Source organism: Enterococcus phoeniculicola ATCC BAA-412 (assembly GCF_000407505.1).
Taxonomy (GTDB): Bacteria; Bacillota; Bacilli; order Lactobacillales; family Enterococcaceae; genus Enterococcus_K; species Enterococcus_K phoeniculicola.
The window spans coordinates 805,448-821,412 of sequence record NZ_ASWE01000001.1 but is presented as its reverse complement, the minus strand read 5'-3'; the positions used below and the strand labels follow the sequence as shown (position 1 = coordinate 821,412).

The following is a 15,965-nucleotide window of genomic DNA, read 5'->3' as shown; positions in this document are numbered from 1 at the left end:
TCTTTCTTTACATTTATAGTATACCGTCGTATAGTTTTAATTTAAGATAGAATACGACTGAAAAAGTGAGGAATACACGCATGGAAGAACTTATAATTAGTTTTTTACCAGAACAATTTCAATTTCCAGATATCTTTCGAATTGAGCTAGCTGGAATTACCTATCCATTTGCTGGCTATTGTGTAAAGAGGGAGCATTCGCAAATCTATAGTATTGAGTATGTCCTATCAGGAAGCGGGGAAATACAAATTGACGGACTCTCCTATCAATCTGAAGCAGGGGATAGTTATATCTTGCCAAAAAATCATCATCATTTCTATTGGTCGGATAAACGAACGCCATTTCATAAAATTTGGATAAACGTTTCTGGTACACTGTGCGACCAACTGTTTGATGTCTATCATCTCCATCAACGATATTTATTAAAATCCGTTGACGTGAAGAATACGTTAGAGGCACTGATAAAAGTTTGCCAAGAATATCCTCTTACGCCAACACAACGGACGGAAAAATCCTCCATTTTATTTCATAAACTTCTATTAGGTATCCATCAACAACTTCGTCCTAAAGAAGAATTGATTCCAGAGGCTGTTCAAAAAGCAAAACTGATTTTAGATACTCATGTCCAGACCACATTGACAATTTCTGATCTTGCCAGTCAAGTGAATCTCTCCTCTTCACAATTGACCAGACTCTTTAAAAGGTACTTTCATCAGACTCCTTATGATTATTTTCTAACAAAAAAGATGGAGATGGCAGAAGTCTTATTGTCAGAAACTCGATTACCTATTCAGGAAATCTCCGATCGTCTTTCATTTTCTGATGAACATTATTTTTCAACTTTATTCAAACAAAAAATGAATCGTACACCTGGTAGTTTACGAAAATAAAAGGCACCATTTTTTGATGACTCTGACCCTAAAATGGATCAGTCTCAAAAAGTGGTGCCTTTCTCTTCAAATTTCATCACTATTTCTCACGATTAAAGTGATAGTGCTTTAAAATTCATTAACATTCACAGTGACGGAGTCTATAGTTTTTATGTAGCTCAAAAATGGTTTGTCCCATAAGTTGCAGCGAGTTTCTGGTAAACTTTAAAAACCACGGAGTAAGAAACAATAAAAGAGCGACAAAAGAGCATGTCAAAAAGAAATCAATCCATAAAAAACTCTGCAGCCCCATAAGTGAAGCAGCAATTACAATCAATGGTGAAATCAAAAGAAATCCATAGCTTGTCCATAATACGTTTAAAAGAAGATAAACGAATAGAAGAAGGCTCGTTTCTATAGCAGTATCAGCAAAAAAATTCCCTGTCTTTTTCATTACATAACCTCCACCCAATTTACTGTAGTATATCAAAAAAAAGCTCTTTTGAAGTCAGACTAAAGACTGAACTTAATCAATCTTTTATTCGCTGCTCTCGGTTTGTTTTTATCCAATGAACAAGTCCTGGCAATCATGTGTTGATTCATACAATTATCTATGCATAAAAAATTGATTGGCATGTCTTCGGTTTAATACCGAATTCACACCAATCAAATCAGCTAACTTTTAGAACATCTCTTACAGCTAAACTAGTTATACTCATGAAGCCCTACCAGATGACTTACACATGTTCGCCAGGCTCTGAAGCGATAATATCCAGATCACCATATAACGTCCACTCTTTTACCGCATCTGGGAAAATACAGCTTGTTCCTTTTGTTAATGAATACTCTTTTCCATCAACGACTACTTGTCCTTCTCCTGAAATAACGGTCATCAGCGTATAAGGCGCCTGTTTTTTCACTTGAAGTTTTCCTGCTACCTGCCATTCATAAACATTGAAAAATTCTGTTTGCAGATACGTAATAATTGAAGACGCTCCTTGACGAGCTTCTTTGATTTGAACATCAGGTACGCTTGCTGGTACAGTTGTCACATCAATAGATTGTTGAATGTGCAGCTCTCTTGTATTTCCTTGATCGTCTTTACGATCATAATCATATACACGATAGGTAGTATCAGAACTTTGTTGTGTTTCTAAAATCAAAATTCCTTTTCCAATTGCATGAATTGTCCCACTTGGTACATAGAAAAAATCACCTTTTTTGACAGGTACGCGCTTCAATAAATCATCCCAACGTCCTTCGTGAATCATTTCAGCCAATTCTTCACGCGTTTTCGCATGATGCCCGTAAATAATCTCAGCACCAGGCTCTGCATCAATTACATACCAGCACTCTGTCTTTCCTAGCTCTCCTTCATGCTTTAATCCATAGTCATCATCAGGATGCACTTGAACAGACAGCTCATCCTCCGCATCTAAAATTTTGGTTAGCAAAGGAAACACCGGGCCAGTTGGGTTTCCAAATAATTCTTTTTGAGTCGCCCAAAGCTCATCCAATTTTTTTCCTTTAAATTCTCCATTTTCAACAATACTCACACCATGAGGATGCGCACTAATCGCCCAATCTTCCCCAATCTTATCATTTGGAATATCAAAGCCAAAAACGGTTTTTAAACGGCTGCCTCCCCAAATTTTTTCTTGGAAAACGGGCTTTAAAAATAACGGCTCTTGCATAATAGAAAACTCCTCTCAATTCATTCTTCGTTATTATATCACTATTTCTTTTTAAGTGCCTTCTCTTTCAGGTAAATAGAAAGAATTTCGTCACGATTCTGAATATATTCGTCACGATGGTCAGCTGGATGGATACGATTGGATAAAAAAATAAATGCAGAATGCTCTTCAACATCTAGTAAAAGAAATGTCCCTGTGTACCCAGTATGAAACAATAAAGGATGGCCATCCATCTCATCTTCTTTTAAATCCCAACCAAGAGAACGATGTCCCTTTCCAGAAGGCGTACAGTCCTTTAATAATTTTAAAATCGTCTCTTTCTTCAGGAAGGTTCCATTCTCCACACTTCCTAATTGAAGATACATCTCTACAAATTTAATTACATCTGATACATTTGTAAACAACCCAGCATTTCCCGCATGTTCAGCTAATATTCGCGCTTTAGGATCGTGTGTCACTCCATGAATCACCTCGCCAGTAGATAATTGTTCTGTTGGAACAATCCGATTTGAGGCCTTAGGTAAAAATAGACTTTGCATCATACCGATTGGATTTAATACTTCTTCTTGAAAGATATCAATCACATCTTCCCAGTAAATTTTCTCTAGCATAAATCCGAGTAAAATTGTTCCTGCATCTGTGTACTTCACTTTTTTTCCAAGATTTTCTCCTGCTTTTAATGTTAAGTAGGCTGCTCTTAATTCTTCTTGATTCAGTTCGTCTCGATTCTCTATCCAAGTATTTATATCGGATGTATGGGTCAATAAATGACGAATGCTGATTGATTCATCTTTAAACTCGGGAAGATAGGTTTTTAACGGATCATCCAATTGTATTTTTCCATCTTCTAAGAGTTTCAGCACCACACTTGTCGTACAGATAACCTTGGTCAATGATGCCACATCAAACAAGTAATCCTCATCCATCGGCAGTGCCTCTGGAACGATACGAGCCTCTCCAATCACATGTATTTCCTGTTTATCTCCTTCTATAAATGCAAACACTGCACCGGGAAATACGCCCTGCTCTTTTTTCTTTTCAATTTCTTTTTGAGTTTTAAGATACAAATAATCCCTCCTAATTTGCCAAAATAAGGGCCGCGACATACTAACTGTCTCAGCCCTTTTCGTTTTAGATTTCTGTGGATCCTAAACAAGACAACGCTTCTGTCTTGGTATTGTAAAAATAAATACAGATTGGAAACAAACGTATTCTGTTTCACCCTCTACTTACTATTTTCTAACAAACCACCATTCAATCCCAGTTGCATCATAAATGGTAATAATTGCTTTCTTTTTATCAATGAAAAAATCTTTTTTCAATGTGATTAAACGCGACTCAAGATTACTCATGGTTTCTTCACTAACGTGAAATTTTAGAAAGTCTAGGCCCAAAACAGAATCTGTTGGTAAATCAATAGTTCCGCCTTGTGCTTCGTTCAATCCTACATGAAAATCGCCTTCGTTTAAAACCATAATGCCATTGTTTTCATTTTGTACACTCAACCCTAATACTTCATCTAGAAACTTGCGTTGACAGTCCAAGTCACTGACATTTAAATGAACTTTATCAAACCGTGTACCGCTTGCCAGCACGTGAACTGCTTCATCTGCTTTTTTTAATAATTCCTCTTGATCCATTGGTTCAGCTGTTGCTGTATCTGCTGATAACACCTCTGAATAATAAATGCCAATCTCATTTCCTTCTGGATCGACTAATAAAATGCCTAATCGATCATCGTCTTCTAATGCATTCTCAATTGGATACTCTGCCTTTCGAATACGAGTTAAGACATTGGCCATCTCTTCTTCACTAGGGACAGTTAGTGAAAATCGGTGTAATTTTTTTATCTCACCACTATGTTCATCTGCTCTTGGGCTTTCTTCTAAAAGAAGTAACTCACTTCCAGTTTCTTGTGTGCCAAAAATCGCAAGCTCGTTTTCTTCGCGTTTCAAATCAAAGCCTACAACATCTCTATAAAAATGAATCATTGCATCGCGATCTTTTACTCGAATAGCAACACTCTTCAAATAAGTCGTTTTTTCTAAAACAAAATCACTCATTACTTCTTCTCCCCCTCTATGTCAAATTTTATTGTACTCATCATCTTGAATTCCCGCAAGTATTATCCGAAACAAAATGAAAAAAAACAAATATTCTGTGAAAATTGGTGTAATTTTACAGAGTATTTGTCTTATTTCTTTTAAAGATGAGGAAATTATGCTGCATCCTCTGAAAATTGACTATTATATAAATCAGCATAAAAACCATTTTTTGCCATTAATTCGTCATGATTTCCTGTTTCCACGATTGAACCGTGATTCATAACGATAATATTATCGGCGTCACGAATGGTTGAAAGTCTATGCGCCACAACAAAACTTGTTCTGTTTTCCAATAGACGACTCATCGCACGTTGGATGAGAACCTCAGTCCGTGTATCTACGCTTGAAGTCGCTTCATCCAGGATGAGAACATCTGGATTAGCTAAGAACGCACGGGCAATGGTAATTAGTTGACGTTGTCCTTGTGAAATATTACTTGCATCTTCATTTAAAACTGTCTTATATCCGTCAGGAAGCTTACGAACAAAATCATCGACATGGGCGGCTTTTGCTGCACGGACAATTTGTTCATCTGTTGCCGTTTCATTACCGTATTTTATATTATCATAAATTGAGCCTGTAAATAGCCATGTATCTTGAAGTACCATTGAAAAATGTGCACGTAATTCGTCACGTGTTAGATCACGAGTGTCTCTTCCGTCATATTTGATACTTCCACCACTTACATCATAGAAACGCTCTAATAAGTTAATAAGCGTAGTTTTCCCTGCTCCGGTTGGTCCAACAATGGCAACCATCTCTCCAGGTTTTACATCGAGATTGAAGTCTTCCATTAATAATTGGTCTTCGGAATAGCCAAACTGTACATGATCAAATTGAACTTTATAAGGTGAATTTTCAACCACTGCAACACCAGAAGGTTCATCCTTCATTTCTGATTCATCTAATACCTCAAATACACGTTCAGCAGAAGCTACGGTTGACTGAATTGTGTTCATCAAGCTAGCGATTTGCGTAATTGGTTGTGAAAATTGACTCGTATATTGTAAGAATGCTTGTACATCCCCTAGGCTCATATTTCCGTTAGCAACCTTCACACCACCAAGAACTGCAACAAATACATAGCCTAAATTTTTAACAAAGTTCATTAAGGGCATAATCATTGCTGAAATAAATTGAGCTTTCCAGCCTGATTCATACAACTTTTCATTTTCAATTTCAAATTCAGCCTGATTAGCAGCTTCATGATTGAAGCTTTTGACAACCATATGCCCGCCATAACTTTCTTCTACCTGGTCATTTAACAGTCCTAAACTCTTTTGTTGTCCTGAGAAAAATTTTTGTGATTTTGGTGCGACAATCATAACTACTACTAAGCTTAATGGAACGGTTGCTAAAGCGATAAGCGTTAACTGAGGAGAAATAGAAAGCATCATCCAAAGAACACCAATAAAAGTAACCACACTAGTTATGAGCTGAGTTAAGTTTTGTTGTAACGTTCCAGCAATATTATCCATATCATTAATCGCACGTGACATAATATCTCCATTACTATGCGTATCATAATAAGAAATAGGGACTTTATTCATTTTTTCTTCTAGCTCACGACGCATTGAATAGACCGTCCGTTGTGAAACACGAGTCATAATGAATTGCTGTAAGAAGCTAAAGAGTGCCGAAATGAGGTACATAGCGATAACTGTTAATAAAATTTGACCAATTTTTTCAAAATCAATTGGAAAACTATCCAGTTTAGCCCCTGTTTTCATTTGGGCAACGCCCTTCATCACACCATTAAAAATTTCAGTCGTCGCTTTCCCTAATATTTTAGGCGTTTGTATTTGGAAAACAACCGCCGCAATCGCTAGGATGATAACAGCGATAATCGCATAAATTTTATTGGACATATAGTGAAACAGCCGCTTAACCGTTCCCCAAAAGTTTTTTGCTTTTGGTCCTTTTGCACCTATATTTCTACCAGGTCCTCCACCCATAGGTCTAGATGGATGAGCTTGTTTTTCTTTACTCATTTGATCCATCCTCCTCTCTTAATTGAGAACGAACAATCTCTTGATAGGTTTGGTTGTTCGCCATCAACTCGTCATGTGTTCCTTTTCCTACAAGTTTTCCTTCATCCAACACTAAAATTGTATCAGCATCCATAACTGTACTTACGCGCTGTGCAACTAAAACAATGATGGCTTCTTTTACGTCTGCTTTTAGCGCAGTACGTAATTTTGCATCTGTTTTAAAGTCAAGTGCAGAAAATGAGTCATCAAAGACATAGATGTCTGCTTTTTTCACTAAAGCACGTGCAATGGCTAATCGTTGACGTTGTCCGCCAGAGAAGTTTCCTCCTCCTTGTTCAACATAGCTATCTAGTCCATCGGTCATTTCAGAAACAAAATCCTTTGCTTGAGCAATTTCTAACGCTTTCCAGATTTGTTCATCAGAAGCATCCGCTGCCCCATACTGCATATTTTCACGAATCGTTCCCATAAATAAAACCGCTTTTTGAGGAACAACGCCTAATGCTTCTCTAAGATTTGCTTGTGTAACAGCTGAGATATTCGTATTGTTAATTAAAATTTTTCCTGATTCAATATCATAAAAACGAGGAATTAAATTTACGAGTGTGGTTTTACCAGAACCTGTCCCCCCGATTATCGCAACCACTTCTCCTGATTTTGCAGAGAAATCAATGTCTTCCAATGCAAGGTTTTCCGCTCCCTTATATCGATAATTAACATGATCAAAAACTAAGGTTGCTTCTTTTCCTTTTAATGGCAGCTCATTTGGGTTAGCTACATCTGTAATATCAGGTTCAAGCTCTAATACTTCATTGATACGCTCTGCAGAGGCCTGTGCTCTTGGTACCATAACAAAAATCATTGCTAGCATCATAAAGCTCATCAATATTTGCATTGCATAGGTCATAAATGCGATTAAATTCCCTACCTCTAAGGTCATATCAGCAATATAGTGGCCTCCAAACCATGTAATGGCAATATTTGTTCCACTCATAATCAAAGTCATCAATGGAATCATTAAGGATACAATTGTATTTACTTTAATGGCTGTTTGTGTGTAGTCTTTGTTGGCATCATCAAACCGTTTTTCTTCATAATTCGTTTTTCCAAATGCACGGATGACACGAACACCTGTTAATCCTTCACGAAAAACCAAGTTTAATCGATCGGTTTTCTTTTGCATACTCTTAAATAAAGGAACGGCAAAATACATGATTCCACCAACTAAGACTGCCATAATTGGCAAGACATATAAAAAGATTTGTGTTAACTTGGGATCCTTACTATATGCAAGAAAACTTGCCCCAATTAATGTGATTGGCGCATTTATCATCATTCTCAAGAACATTTGCGTAACCATTTGAATTTGAGTAACATCATTTGTTGTACGAGTAATTAATGAAGCTGTCCCAAATTTATCAAACTGATTATTAGATAGATGTTCTACTTTATTGTAGACGTCACTTCTTAGCTGACGCCCTAATTTTTGTGATTCTCTTGTTGCAAAAAAAGTATTCCCTATTGCAGCAAGGATACTTATGACTGAAAAACCGATCATGACAAATCCTGTTTGCCAGATATAGTCGATGTCCCCTGTCGCAACCCCTTTGTCAATAATATTAGAGGTCAATGTTGGCAAGTATAAATCGGCTAATACTTGAACAACCATAAAAATTACGGCCATGATTGCTGAAACCAGCGAGACACGTTTGATTATTTTTACCATTTACTTACCTTCTCTCTGTTTCATTGCACCTTCACGTAGCCAGCTCGTCTTCAGCCGAAAATCCTGAACGACTAATTCAATGGAATACTCCGGATCATTTGCTAAGTGCTTATATCCATTAACTACCGTTGAAAATACTGCATGCATTAACAACTGAATCAATAAATCAAGCTCTCTAACATCCTTCACCTTCAATAGTTCCATATCAATTTGCTCTGCTAAATGCTGATGCTTCTCTTCTTTTGACTCGCATTGCTGTTCTTTTTTTGTTTTTGCAAAGTCAATAATCATTCGTCTAGATGCACGATAATCCATATTCATAAATAAGTTGCGATAAAAAGAAGAATTTACACCCACTAATGTATCTCGTATCATCTGAGAAAAATAATTCTCAAATCCCTTAAATAAATCTCCATTGGCTTTATCAATTGCTTGCTCCATATCTCTTCTACTATCTTGTCTTAACAAGTCGAAATAATAAAAGTACAAATCTTCCTTGTTTTCAAAATATTGATAAAAACTTCCTCTTGGAATCTCAGCAAGCTTCACAATATTTGCTATGGATGCATCTTTTAAAGGTGCCCTTGAAAATTCAATACGCGCTGCCTCCAATAACCGTTCCTGCTTTTCATCTGGCAAATGAAAAAATGTACGAGTTGGCATAATATCCTCCCTCTTTCTCGAATCTTTTTTACAAATATGACACATCGTCATATGACACCTTGTCATTATAGCATCTTCATTTCAGATTGCAAGGAATTTACACGAGATTTTCATAAGAAAAAATGATTTCCAAAAAAGTTCATAAATTGGCGAATAGACTGACATTTCCAACCAAAATAATTACAAAAAAATTCAAACTTTTTTCATAATTACAAGCAAAATTTATTTTAAAAAAAGCGACGAAAAATATTTTTATTAAAATTTAAACAAAAAGCTTGCAAAAAGTTACTTACTTTTAGTAAACTAATGATTGTCATAAAAAAAAGAATTTAAAGGAGACTCATTATGTCAAAATTATTAGTTATCAAAGCACATCCATTATCTGCTGAGGAATCTCGCTCTATGAAAGCTTTAGATACATTCTTAACTTCTTATAAAGAAACAAACCCTTCTGATGAAGTTGTGGTTTTAGATTTATACAATGAATTCATTCCAGAAATTGATAAAGATATTTTAACTGGATGGACTGCTTTACGTTCTGGAGCTGCTTTTGATACATTAACTGCAGACCAACAAAAGAAAATCGCTCGTTTTAATGAGTTGACTGAACAATTTTTAGCAACTGATAAAGTAGTAGTTGCTAATGCTATGTGGAATCTAAACGTACCTACTCGTTTGAAAGCTTGGTTTGATACAATCAACGTTGCTGGAAAAACATTCCGTTACACTGAAGAAGGGCCAAAACCTTTAGTTGAAGGAAAAAAAGCCCTACACATCCAGTCAAATGGCGGATTCTACGAAGCACAAGATGCTTCTTCACAATATGTAAAAGGGATTTTAAACTTCATTGGTGTTGATCAAGTAGATCAATTATTTATTGAAGGAATCGATCATTTCCCTGACCGCGCCGAAGAATTATTAGCTACAGCAATGACTTCTGCAACAGAACTTGGTAAAACATTCTAAAAATAAAAAAGGGATTCTTCACTTATTAAATAGCTGAAGAATCTCTTTTTTTATTTTTATTCAAAGAGCAGTCATTTTTTAATAGAAAAAAACCATCGAGCAATTGCTCAATGGTTGATTCTGATTGTTCTTGTCTTATACCTGTTCCTGATCCTCAGTTTCTTCTTCATACAGATTGGAAACATCCTTATACCATTCAAATACATGTGTAATAATCACTTTAGCAGCTGCATATACTGGAATTCCCAACATCACTCCAACAATTCCAAACAGTTTACCTGAGGTTAACAACACTAAAAGAATCGTTACTGGATGAATCGATAACTGGCTTCCAAGAACCAATGGTGAGATGAATCGTCCCTCAATCGTTTGTTCAACAACAAATAAAATTAAGACCTTCACCAGCATAATTGGTCCTGCCACAATTCCTAAAAAGATTGCAGGAACCATCGCTAGAAATGAACCTAGATAAGGAATTAAATTTAAAAATCCTGCAGCAATTCCTAAGGTTACGCCATAATCAAGTCCAATTGCCCAAAACCCGATAATAAACATGATTGCTACAGCAAATGCAACAGTCAACTGACCTCGAATATAAGAGGAAACTTGCTCATTCATTTCTTTTAGTACTTTGAGCGTAGGTTTACGCATTTTTGTCGGCATGAATTTTACAAAGTATGGCGCTAACTGCTTTCCGTCCTTCAGTAAATAAAATAAGATGAAGGGCATAGTAATGACTGCCACTAAAATTGTAGCAACTGCTCCGACAAAACTTCCAACACTTTGAACAGTAATTTTAGAGATATTCTGAATAATCTCGCCTAATGAGCTCATCAAGCGATTACTCATTTGTTCAGCCTGATCTTTGAATTGCACTAACAGTGGGCTACTTAAAATCTCGTCCATTTTTTTATTCATCGTATCTAAATAATTGGGTAAATTCGTAGTAAAGCTAATCGTCTGCTCCTGAATTTTCGGAATAATTACAACCATACCCCAAACAATTAGTCCAATAACTAAAATAAAGAGTGCAATGATTGTATAAAGTCGCGCAATTCCTTTCTTTTCAAAATAATCAACGACCGGATTCATTAAATAGTACAGAATCCCTGCTAAGATTATCGGTAAACCTACAATCGCTAGAAACTGCCAAATTGGCTCAAAAAGATAGGAAACCTTGGTAAAAAGTAATACGATAAGTAACACTAAAAGGACTACTAGCAATGAGGTAACTACTTGATTATTTAAGAACCATTTCCAAAACCAGGATAATGGCCGATTTTTTTGATTTTTATCTTCTTGCATCCTTACCTCCTATAAATAAATGATTTCTGTATTTTTTTTAAATGCTGGAACTTTATATGGTGTTAGATAGACTCCATTCACAATTTGATTTTCTTCTGGAACCTTGTCAAAAATCAATGTTAAATGACCTATAGATTGCAAATTCTGATTTGCTGTTTTTCCTACAAATTGAATCGTATATTCCTCTCCGTCAAAAAGAATTTTCCCTGCTTTTTTTAACTCAACTGGTTCGCTATCCTTCATTTCTTGAATGACGGAATAGTTTCTTAATGCAGGCGTTGCTGTTTCTCCAAATAAGATGACAATCGGTTCTTTTTCACTTAACGCTTGGCTGCCGATTTCGCTAACAATTGTTTTCATTTCCAACATCGCTCCTCATTTACTTTGAATGATATAAATATTATAGCATACTCAGATTGTTTAAAAACCCACCGAACACTTTCTATGGTAAAATAGTTACGAATCAAAAAATTGGAGGCTAGAATTTATGTTAGAAAAACTATTATTAGGTACCTACACTCGTCGTGTCAGTGAAGGTCTGTACACATTGACTTTAGACACCGAAAAAGAAACATTAGAGGGTCTGACTTTAGCAACGAAGGAAGACAGTCCTACATATGTAACAAAAAGTCAGGCGGGAAATGTCTACACCATCACTTCTATAGAAGGAAAAGGGGGAGCAAGCGCGTATACTCCAGCATTTCAATTTTTAAATGCTGTGACAGAAGAAGGAGCGCCCTTATGCTATGTAGCTGTTGATGAAGCACGTCAGCTTCTTTATGGAGCGAACTACCATAAAGGAGAAGTCAATGTCTATCGTATCTTAGAGGATGGCTCAATCCAAGCAGCTGATAGTGTGTATCACACAGAAAAAACAGGTCCGCATGAAAACCAAGATAAACCGCACGTTCACTATACGGACTTAACACCTGATAATCGCTTAGTTGTTTGTGACTTAGGAACAGATGGTGTTTACACTTATGATGTCTCTGAAGAAGGCAAGTTAACAAATGTAGCCATTTATCAAGCAGAACCTGGCACAGGTCCTCGTCATTTAGCTTTCCATCCAAACGAAAAGATTGCTTATTTATTTGGAGAGTTAGATAGTACAGTAACTGTATTAGCCTACGATGCTTCTAAAGGAACATTTACGCAAAAACAAAAGCTCTCTACACTTCCAGCTGATTTCACTGAATTTAATGGAGGAGCAGCTATTCGAGTATCAAAAGATGGTCGATTCCTTTATGCATCAAATCGAGGACATAATTCAATCGCAGTCTATGAAATCAGCGAGTCAGGAGAAGAAATTTCACTTATTCAATTGATTTCAACAGAAGGTGACTTCCCACGCGATTTCAATCTAAATACGTCAAATGACTTTTTAATTTGTGCGAATCAAAACTCTGATAATCTAACCCTATATCGCAGAAATGCAGAAAGTGGTAAATTAACTATGGTTCAAAAAGATGTATTTGCTCCTGAATGTGTCTGTGTGTATGTTGAACAATAGAAATAGCTGAAGTCTGATCAGAAATGTTCATCTCTAAGAACCAAGTAGATATGTTTCCATAAGCTCTCCTCTTTATCAAATTTCCAGAAAATCTGAAAGTAATTGGTATAGTTATATCTCAGACTTGTTTTCTTATTTTTGCGAACTAGTTTTCTTAATCATAGTTATCATTTTTCTTATGAGACTTCTTTGTTTATACTGAGTATAAGGAGGATGATTCTATGTTTAAGAAAGAACCTACACAACAACTAGTTAGTGATTTATCTGATCTTTTCAACAAATGTTTGCCTGTTTATGAGTTGATTACTAGCAGAAATTATGATGAACTGCGTATATTACTAAATACGAATGAATTATTTACTATGTACAATCATTCAAAACTTTTTTATACGCTTCATCCAGAGCTCCAAAAATCTGAAGTAGAAGCCTTCTACGTATCTTTTGAAGAATTTTATCTGGAGTTAAAGCAGGTATTCTTCCATGAAGATGATTCAACTGGAAAGCTTTATAGCAAACTTTCCTCAATGAAGGATATTTTTGAAGAGTTGACGACAGCCTACAATGTTTTATAATGAATAAGTAAACAGTTGAAAAAGAGGGTGTTGAAATGGATCAGCAAGAGGTCTTAGATCGTTTAAGGGAAGAATTAAATATTCCGTTCTTCAATGGAAAAATTGAAAATAAAGACTATACAGAAGAAGAATATCAACAAATCAAAAAAGACTTACTCCAGTATTTTGATGATTATGTAAGAAATGTAGAAAATTAGAAGAAGAGGTTGAACCACTGATGCTACTAGGTTCAACCTCTTTTTTTATAATTTTTTCCACATTCATCCCATAAATGTGTCCTTTACTACACTAAAAAAATGGACCATGCTATCTTGTGTCTATCAGTTAGTCCATGGATTGCCTGCCCACTGTTCTATAGAGTCCTCAAATTTCCGAGTATATGCTTTGAGCTTATCAAAAACAAATATAAAAATGACTTTAGGAAATAGTTCTATACTCGTCTATCTCGACAATTTTAATGATGCTTCACGTGCGTAAAGCTGAGAAAAGAAGGATAGACAAAATTAGGTGAAATACAGGACACTCCTAACTACAATGGATAATTTCTAAATAATCTTTTTTGAAAACCTATTCAAAATCAAAAAAAACCATTATTAAATAGCAAATGAACAAAATACGGCTCCTTTACTTTTTCTTTCACATAGCGATAGATCACTTTCTAGTCAAAAAAGTTCACTTATTTGACTGGTTTATTCGTATAAAAATTTTATAACAATAAACATTAAATAACAATTATTATAAATCAAATAACCCGTACTTTCATAATCGTTCGCTCCATATTTTACACAATTATCTTTTCTTCTCTTTGTAACTTTTTTCACTAAAAAGAAAATAAAAAAACCATCGGTTGGTTAGGCCGATGGAAAAAGGAGTAATTACTCTAAAAAGAGTAAAATGAAAAATAAAAAGGTTGTTTTTGGTTATGAATTAATCATACCTTATTTTGTATCATTTGTCTAAGCAAAAACTATATTTTTAAATTAAATAACTCTCATTTTGTTTTTTGACTATTTTTTCAACAATAAATTCGTCATTCTTTGAATAGAGAAAGAAATCTCATCTGTTGCCGTATCCTGTTTTTCTTCTGCTGCATCAAATGCCTTTTTATCAATTCCTTTTTCTGAATCGATACTTTGAAGCATTTCTTCGCAACCAGCTACATAGCTTAAGTATGAGCGCTCAAATTTCTTATGAATCCCCATAACCGCAGCGGGCGGACGTAATGTGCTGATTTTTTTTGCCATCGCACGATACTTATCTGTCCCTTCTTCAAAAAGAACACTGATTTCTTTTAATTTATCAGCAGAAAGGCTCTCCGTTTTATCTTCATCTAAGGCTGTACGAATTTCCTCATAGCTTGGATTCATACTTTCTCCTATTTTTTCTGTGTCTGTCACGATGTCATTAATTGTCTGTACATAAAATCCTAAATTCGGTCGCAAAAAAATCCCTACTTTCTATAATGTTAGTTCTATTTTAAACTGTTTATGGTCCTCCTGACAAGCACCCCAGCCAAATATTCATGAATCTGCCACAAATCACTAAAGATTCTATAGATTTCTTATGTACGCCACAGTTTTTATGAGAAAGTGAAAGGATCTCTGTGTATTGAAGTATCCTTCATTTTGACCACTAGCTTTCAGGTGTCTGTTGCAAGCGTAATCTTTAAACTTCTAACGATTATGAAAGCGAAAAATAACCATTACTTTAGTGAGCCACTTCCTGCCAAGACGAAAGATAACATATAGATAAGTTTCTTTCGAATAACGCTAAAATTTCATAACAGATTATCTAGTAAAAAAATCCAGAATCAAAAGACTGCTCTCTTGGTTCTGGACTCCCGTTAACTAACCTCTAGCCTTCCCAATTAAACGGTGTTAGCTATGGATATGCTCATAAGTAATAGCCTATAAGTGATATTAGAAAATTGAATTATAGATAAAAATTAATTTTCAGTTGCTTCTACCAAATCATTCATTTTTAAAGTCAATGTTGCACGTGTATCTTCTCCACTATCTTCTGTAAATTTGATTTCAACATCTGATTCATAATCTGAAATTTCATAATCTACATAAACATCTACAGTTTCATCTGGTTTCATCTCTACATTTATTGCCGACTCTATATTTGGCACATCAGCAAAAACGATTGTCGTTGATTCTAATTCCTTATCATTTTGGTAAAGACCAACAATTTCTTTTAATAAAAGTGCGTAGGCATTTTCACTTTCAGAACTTAAATTTGTTACTTTATAGTAAACTCGTATAGCAAATCCTCCGCCAGATAAAGGGATTTTTTCTCCCTTTTGTAATTGTATTTTAGAGGTTTCACCTGAAAATACTTTTTCTTCCTTAGAAAATGACCAGTTTGGTTCCTTAGAGCAGGCGGCTAGATTAACTGAGCTTATTAACATAAGTCCGATGAATAAAATTGAAACTAATTTTTTTTTCATAGTTACTCCTTTTTTATTTTGTAATAAAAGAACGATTGTACTTTTATTATACCAATCAATATGGACAGATTCATCTTTTTTTATTTGAAACTTTTATGCCTAGTCTTAATGA

General features: G+C 35.2%; 16 protein-coding genes. 5 read left to right on the top strand and 11 right to left on the bottom strand.

Features of this window, described 5'->3' with window-relative positions:
• Window positions 1–80 precede the first annotated feature (80 nt).
• Complete coding sequence (locus I589_RS03710; RefSeq protein ID WP_010769468.1) at window positions 81–890, top strand: AraC family transcriptional regulator; 810 nt, start codon at window positions 81–83, stop codon at window positions 888–890.
• A gap of 118 nt (window positions 891–1,008) precedes the next feature.
• Here the strand turns inward: I589_RS03710 and I589_RS03705 are convergent, their stop codons facing one another.
• The 7 genes from I589_RS03705 to I589_RS03675 form a co-directional block, all read right to left on the bottom strand.
• Window positions 1,009–1,323: a hypothetical protein gene (locus tag I589_RS03705; RefSeq protein WP_010769469.1), complete on the bottom strand. Its 315-nt coding sequence runs from the start codon at window positions 1,321–1,323 to the stop codon at window positions 1,009–1,011.
• 283 nt (window positions 1,324–1,606) lie between these two features.
• On the bottom strand, window positions 1,607–2,563 hold the full coding sequence (gene manA / locus I589_RS03700; protein ID WP_010769470.1) for a mannose-6-phosphate isomerase, class I: 957 nt from the start codon (window positions 2,561–2,563) through the stop codon (window positions 1,607–1,609).
• Window positions 2,564–2,604: 41 nt separating this feature from the next.
• The gene (locus I589_RS03695; protein WP_010769471.1) at window positions 2,605–3,630 is read right to left on the bottom strand and encodes a serine hydrolase domain-containing protein; all 1,026 of its coding nucleotides are present in this window, start codon (window positions 3,628–3,630) and stop codon (window positions 2,605–2,607) included.
• Between the two features lie 165 nt (window positions 3,631–3,795).
• Window positions 3,796–4,626, bottom strand: a complete 831-nt coding sequence (locus tag I589_RS03690) for a VOC family protein (RefSeq protein ID WP_010769472.1) — start codon at window positions 4,624–4,626, stop codon at window positions 3,796–3,798.
• Window positions 4,627–4,781: 155 nt separating this feature from the next.
• Entirely contained in the window at window positions 4,782–6,659 is a 1,878-nt protein-coding gene (locus I589_RS03685) for an ABC transporter ATP-binding protein (protein ID WP_010769473.1), read from the bottom strand.
• Window positions 6,652–8,385: an ABC transporter ATP-binding protein gene (locus I589_RS03680; RefSeq protein ID WP_010769474.1), complete on the bottom strand. Its 1,734-nt coding sequence runs from the start codon at window positions 8,383–8,385 to the stop codon at window positions 6,652–6,654. The genes I589_RS03685 and I589_RS03680 overlap by 8 nt, the downstream gene beginning before the upstream one ends.
• Window positions 8,386–9,048 carry a TetR/AcrR family transcriptional regulator gene (locus tag I589_RS03675; protein WP_010769475.1) on the bottom strand — a complete coding sequence of 221 codons (663 nt, stop codon included), beginning with the start codon at window positions 9,046–9,048 and terminating at the stop codon, window positions 8,386–8,388.
• A gap of 345 nt (window positions 9,049–9,393) precedes the next feature.
• Here I589_RS03675 and I589_RS03670 point away from each other — a divergent pair, with 345 nt between their 5' ends.
• The gene (locus I589_RS03670; protein ID WP_010769476.1) at window positions 9,394–10,014 is read left to right on the top strand and encodes an NAD(P)H-dependent oxidoreductase; all 621 of its coding nucleotides are present in this window, start codon (window positions 9,394–9,396) and stop codon (window positions 10,012–10,014) included.
• Window positions 10,015–10,149: 135 nt separating this feature from the next.
• Here I589_RS03670 and I589_RS03665 read toward each other — a convergent pair whose 3' ends face one another.
• A complete protein-coding gene (locus tag I589_RS03665; protein WP_010769477.1) occupies window positions 10,150–11,319 on the bottom strand; it encodes an AI-2E family transporter in 1,170 nt (389 codons plus the stop codon).
• A gap of 9 nt (window positions 11,320–11,328) precedes the next feature.
• Complete coding sequence (locus I589_RS03660; RefSeq protein ID WP_010769478.1) at window positions 11,329–11,679, bottom strand: PTS glucitol/sorbitol transporter subunit IIA; 351 nt, start codon at window positions 11,677–11,679, stop codon at window positions 11,329–11,331.
• A 127-nt stretch (window positions 11,680–11,806) separates the two neighbouring features.
• Between I589_RS03660 and I589_RS03655 the strand changes: the two genes are divergently transcribed.
• The 3 genes from I589_RS03655 (at window position 11,807) to I589_RS18450 (ending at window position 13,598) form a co-directional block, all read left to right on the top strand.
• On the top strand, window positions 11,807–12,829 hold the full coding sequence (locus I589_RS03655) for a lactonase family protein (RefSeq protein WP_010769479.1): 1,023 nt from the start codon (window positions 11,807–11,809) through the stop codon (window positions 12,827–12,829).
• Between the two features lie 221 nt (window positions 12,830–13,050).
• Window positions 13,051–13,401 carry a hypothetical protein gene (locus I589_RS03650; protein ID WP_010769480.1) on the top strand — a complete coding sequence of 117 codons (351 nt, stop codon included), beginning with the start codon at window positions 13,051–13,053 and terminating at the stop codon, window positions 13,399–13,401.
• Window positions 13,402–13,436: 35 nt separating this feature from the next.
• Complete coding sequence (locus tag I589_RS18450) at window positions 13,437–13,598, top strand: hypothetical protein (protein WP_010769481.1); 162 nt, start codon at window positions 13,437–13,439, stop codon at window positions 13,596–13,598.
• Between the two features lie 810 nt (window positions 13,599–14,408).
• Here the strand turns inward: I589_RS18450 and I589_RS03645 are convergent.
• Both I589_RS03645 and I589_RS03640 read right to left on the bottom strand, forming a co-directional pair.
• Entirely contained in the window at window positions 14,409–14,843 is a 435-nt protein-coding gene (locus I589_RS03645) for a hypothetical protein (protein ID WP_010769482.1), read from the bottom strand.
• 503 nt (window positions 14,844–15,346) lie between these two features.
• Window positions 15,347–15,853 carry a DUF5067 domain-containing protein gene (locus tag I589_RS03640; protein ID WP_010769483.1) on the bottom strand — a complete coding sequence of 169 codons (507 nt, stop codon included), beginning with the start codon at window positions 15,851–15,853 and terminating at the stop codon, window positions 15,347–15,349.
• Between the last annotated feature and the right edge of the window lie 112 nt (window positions 15,854–15,965).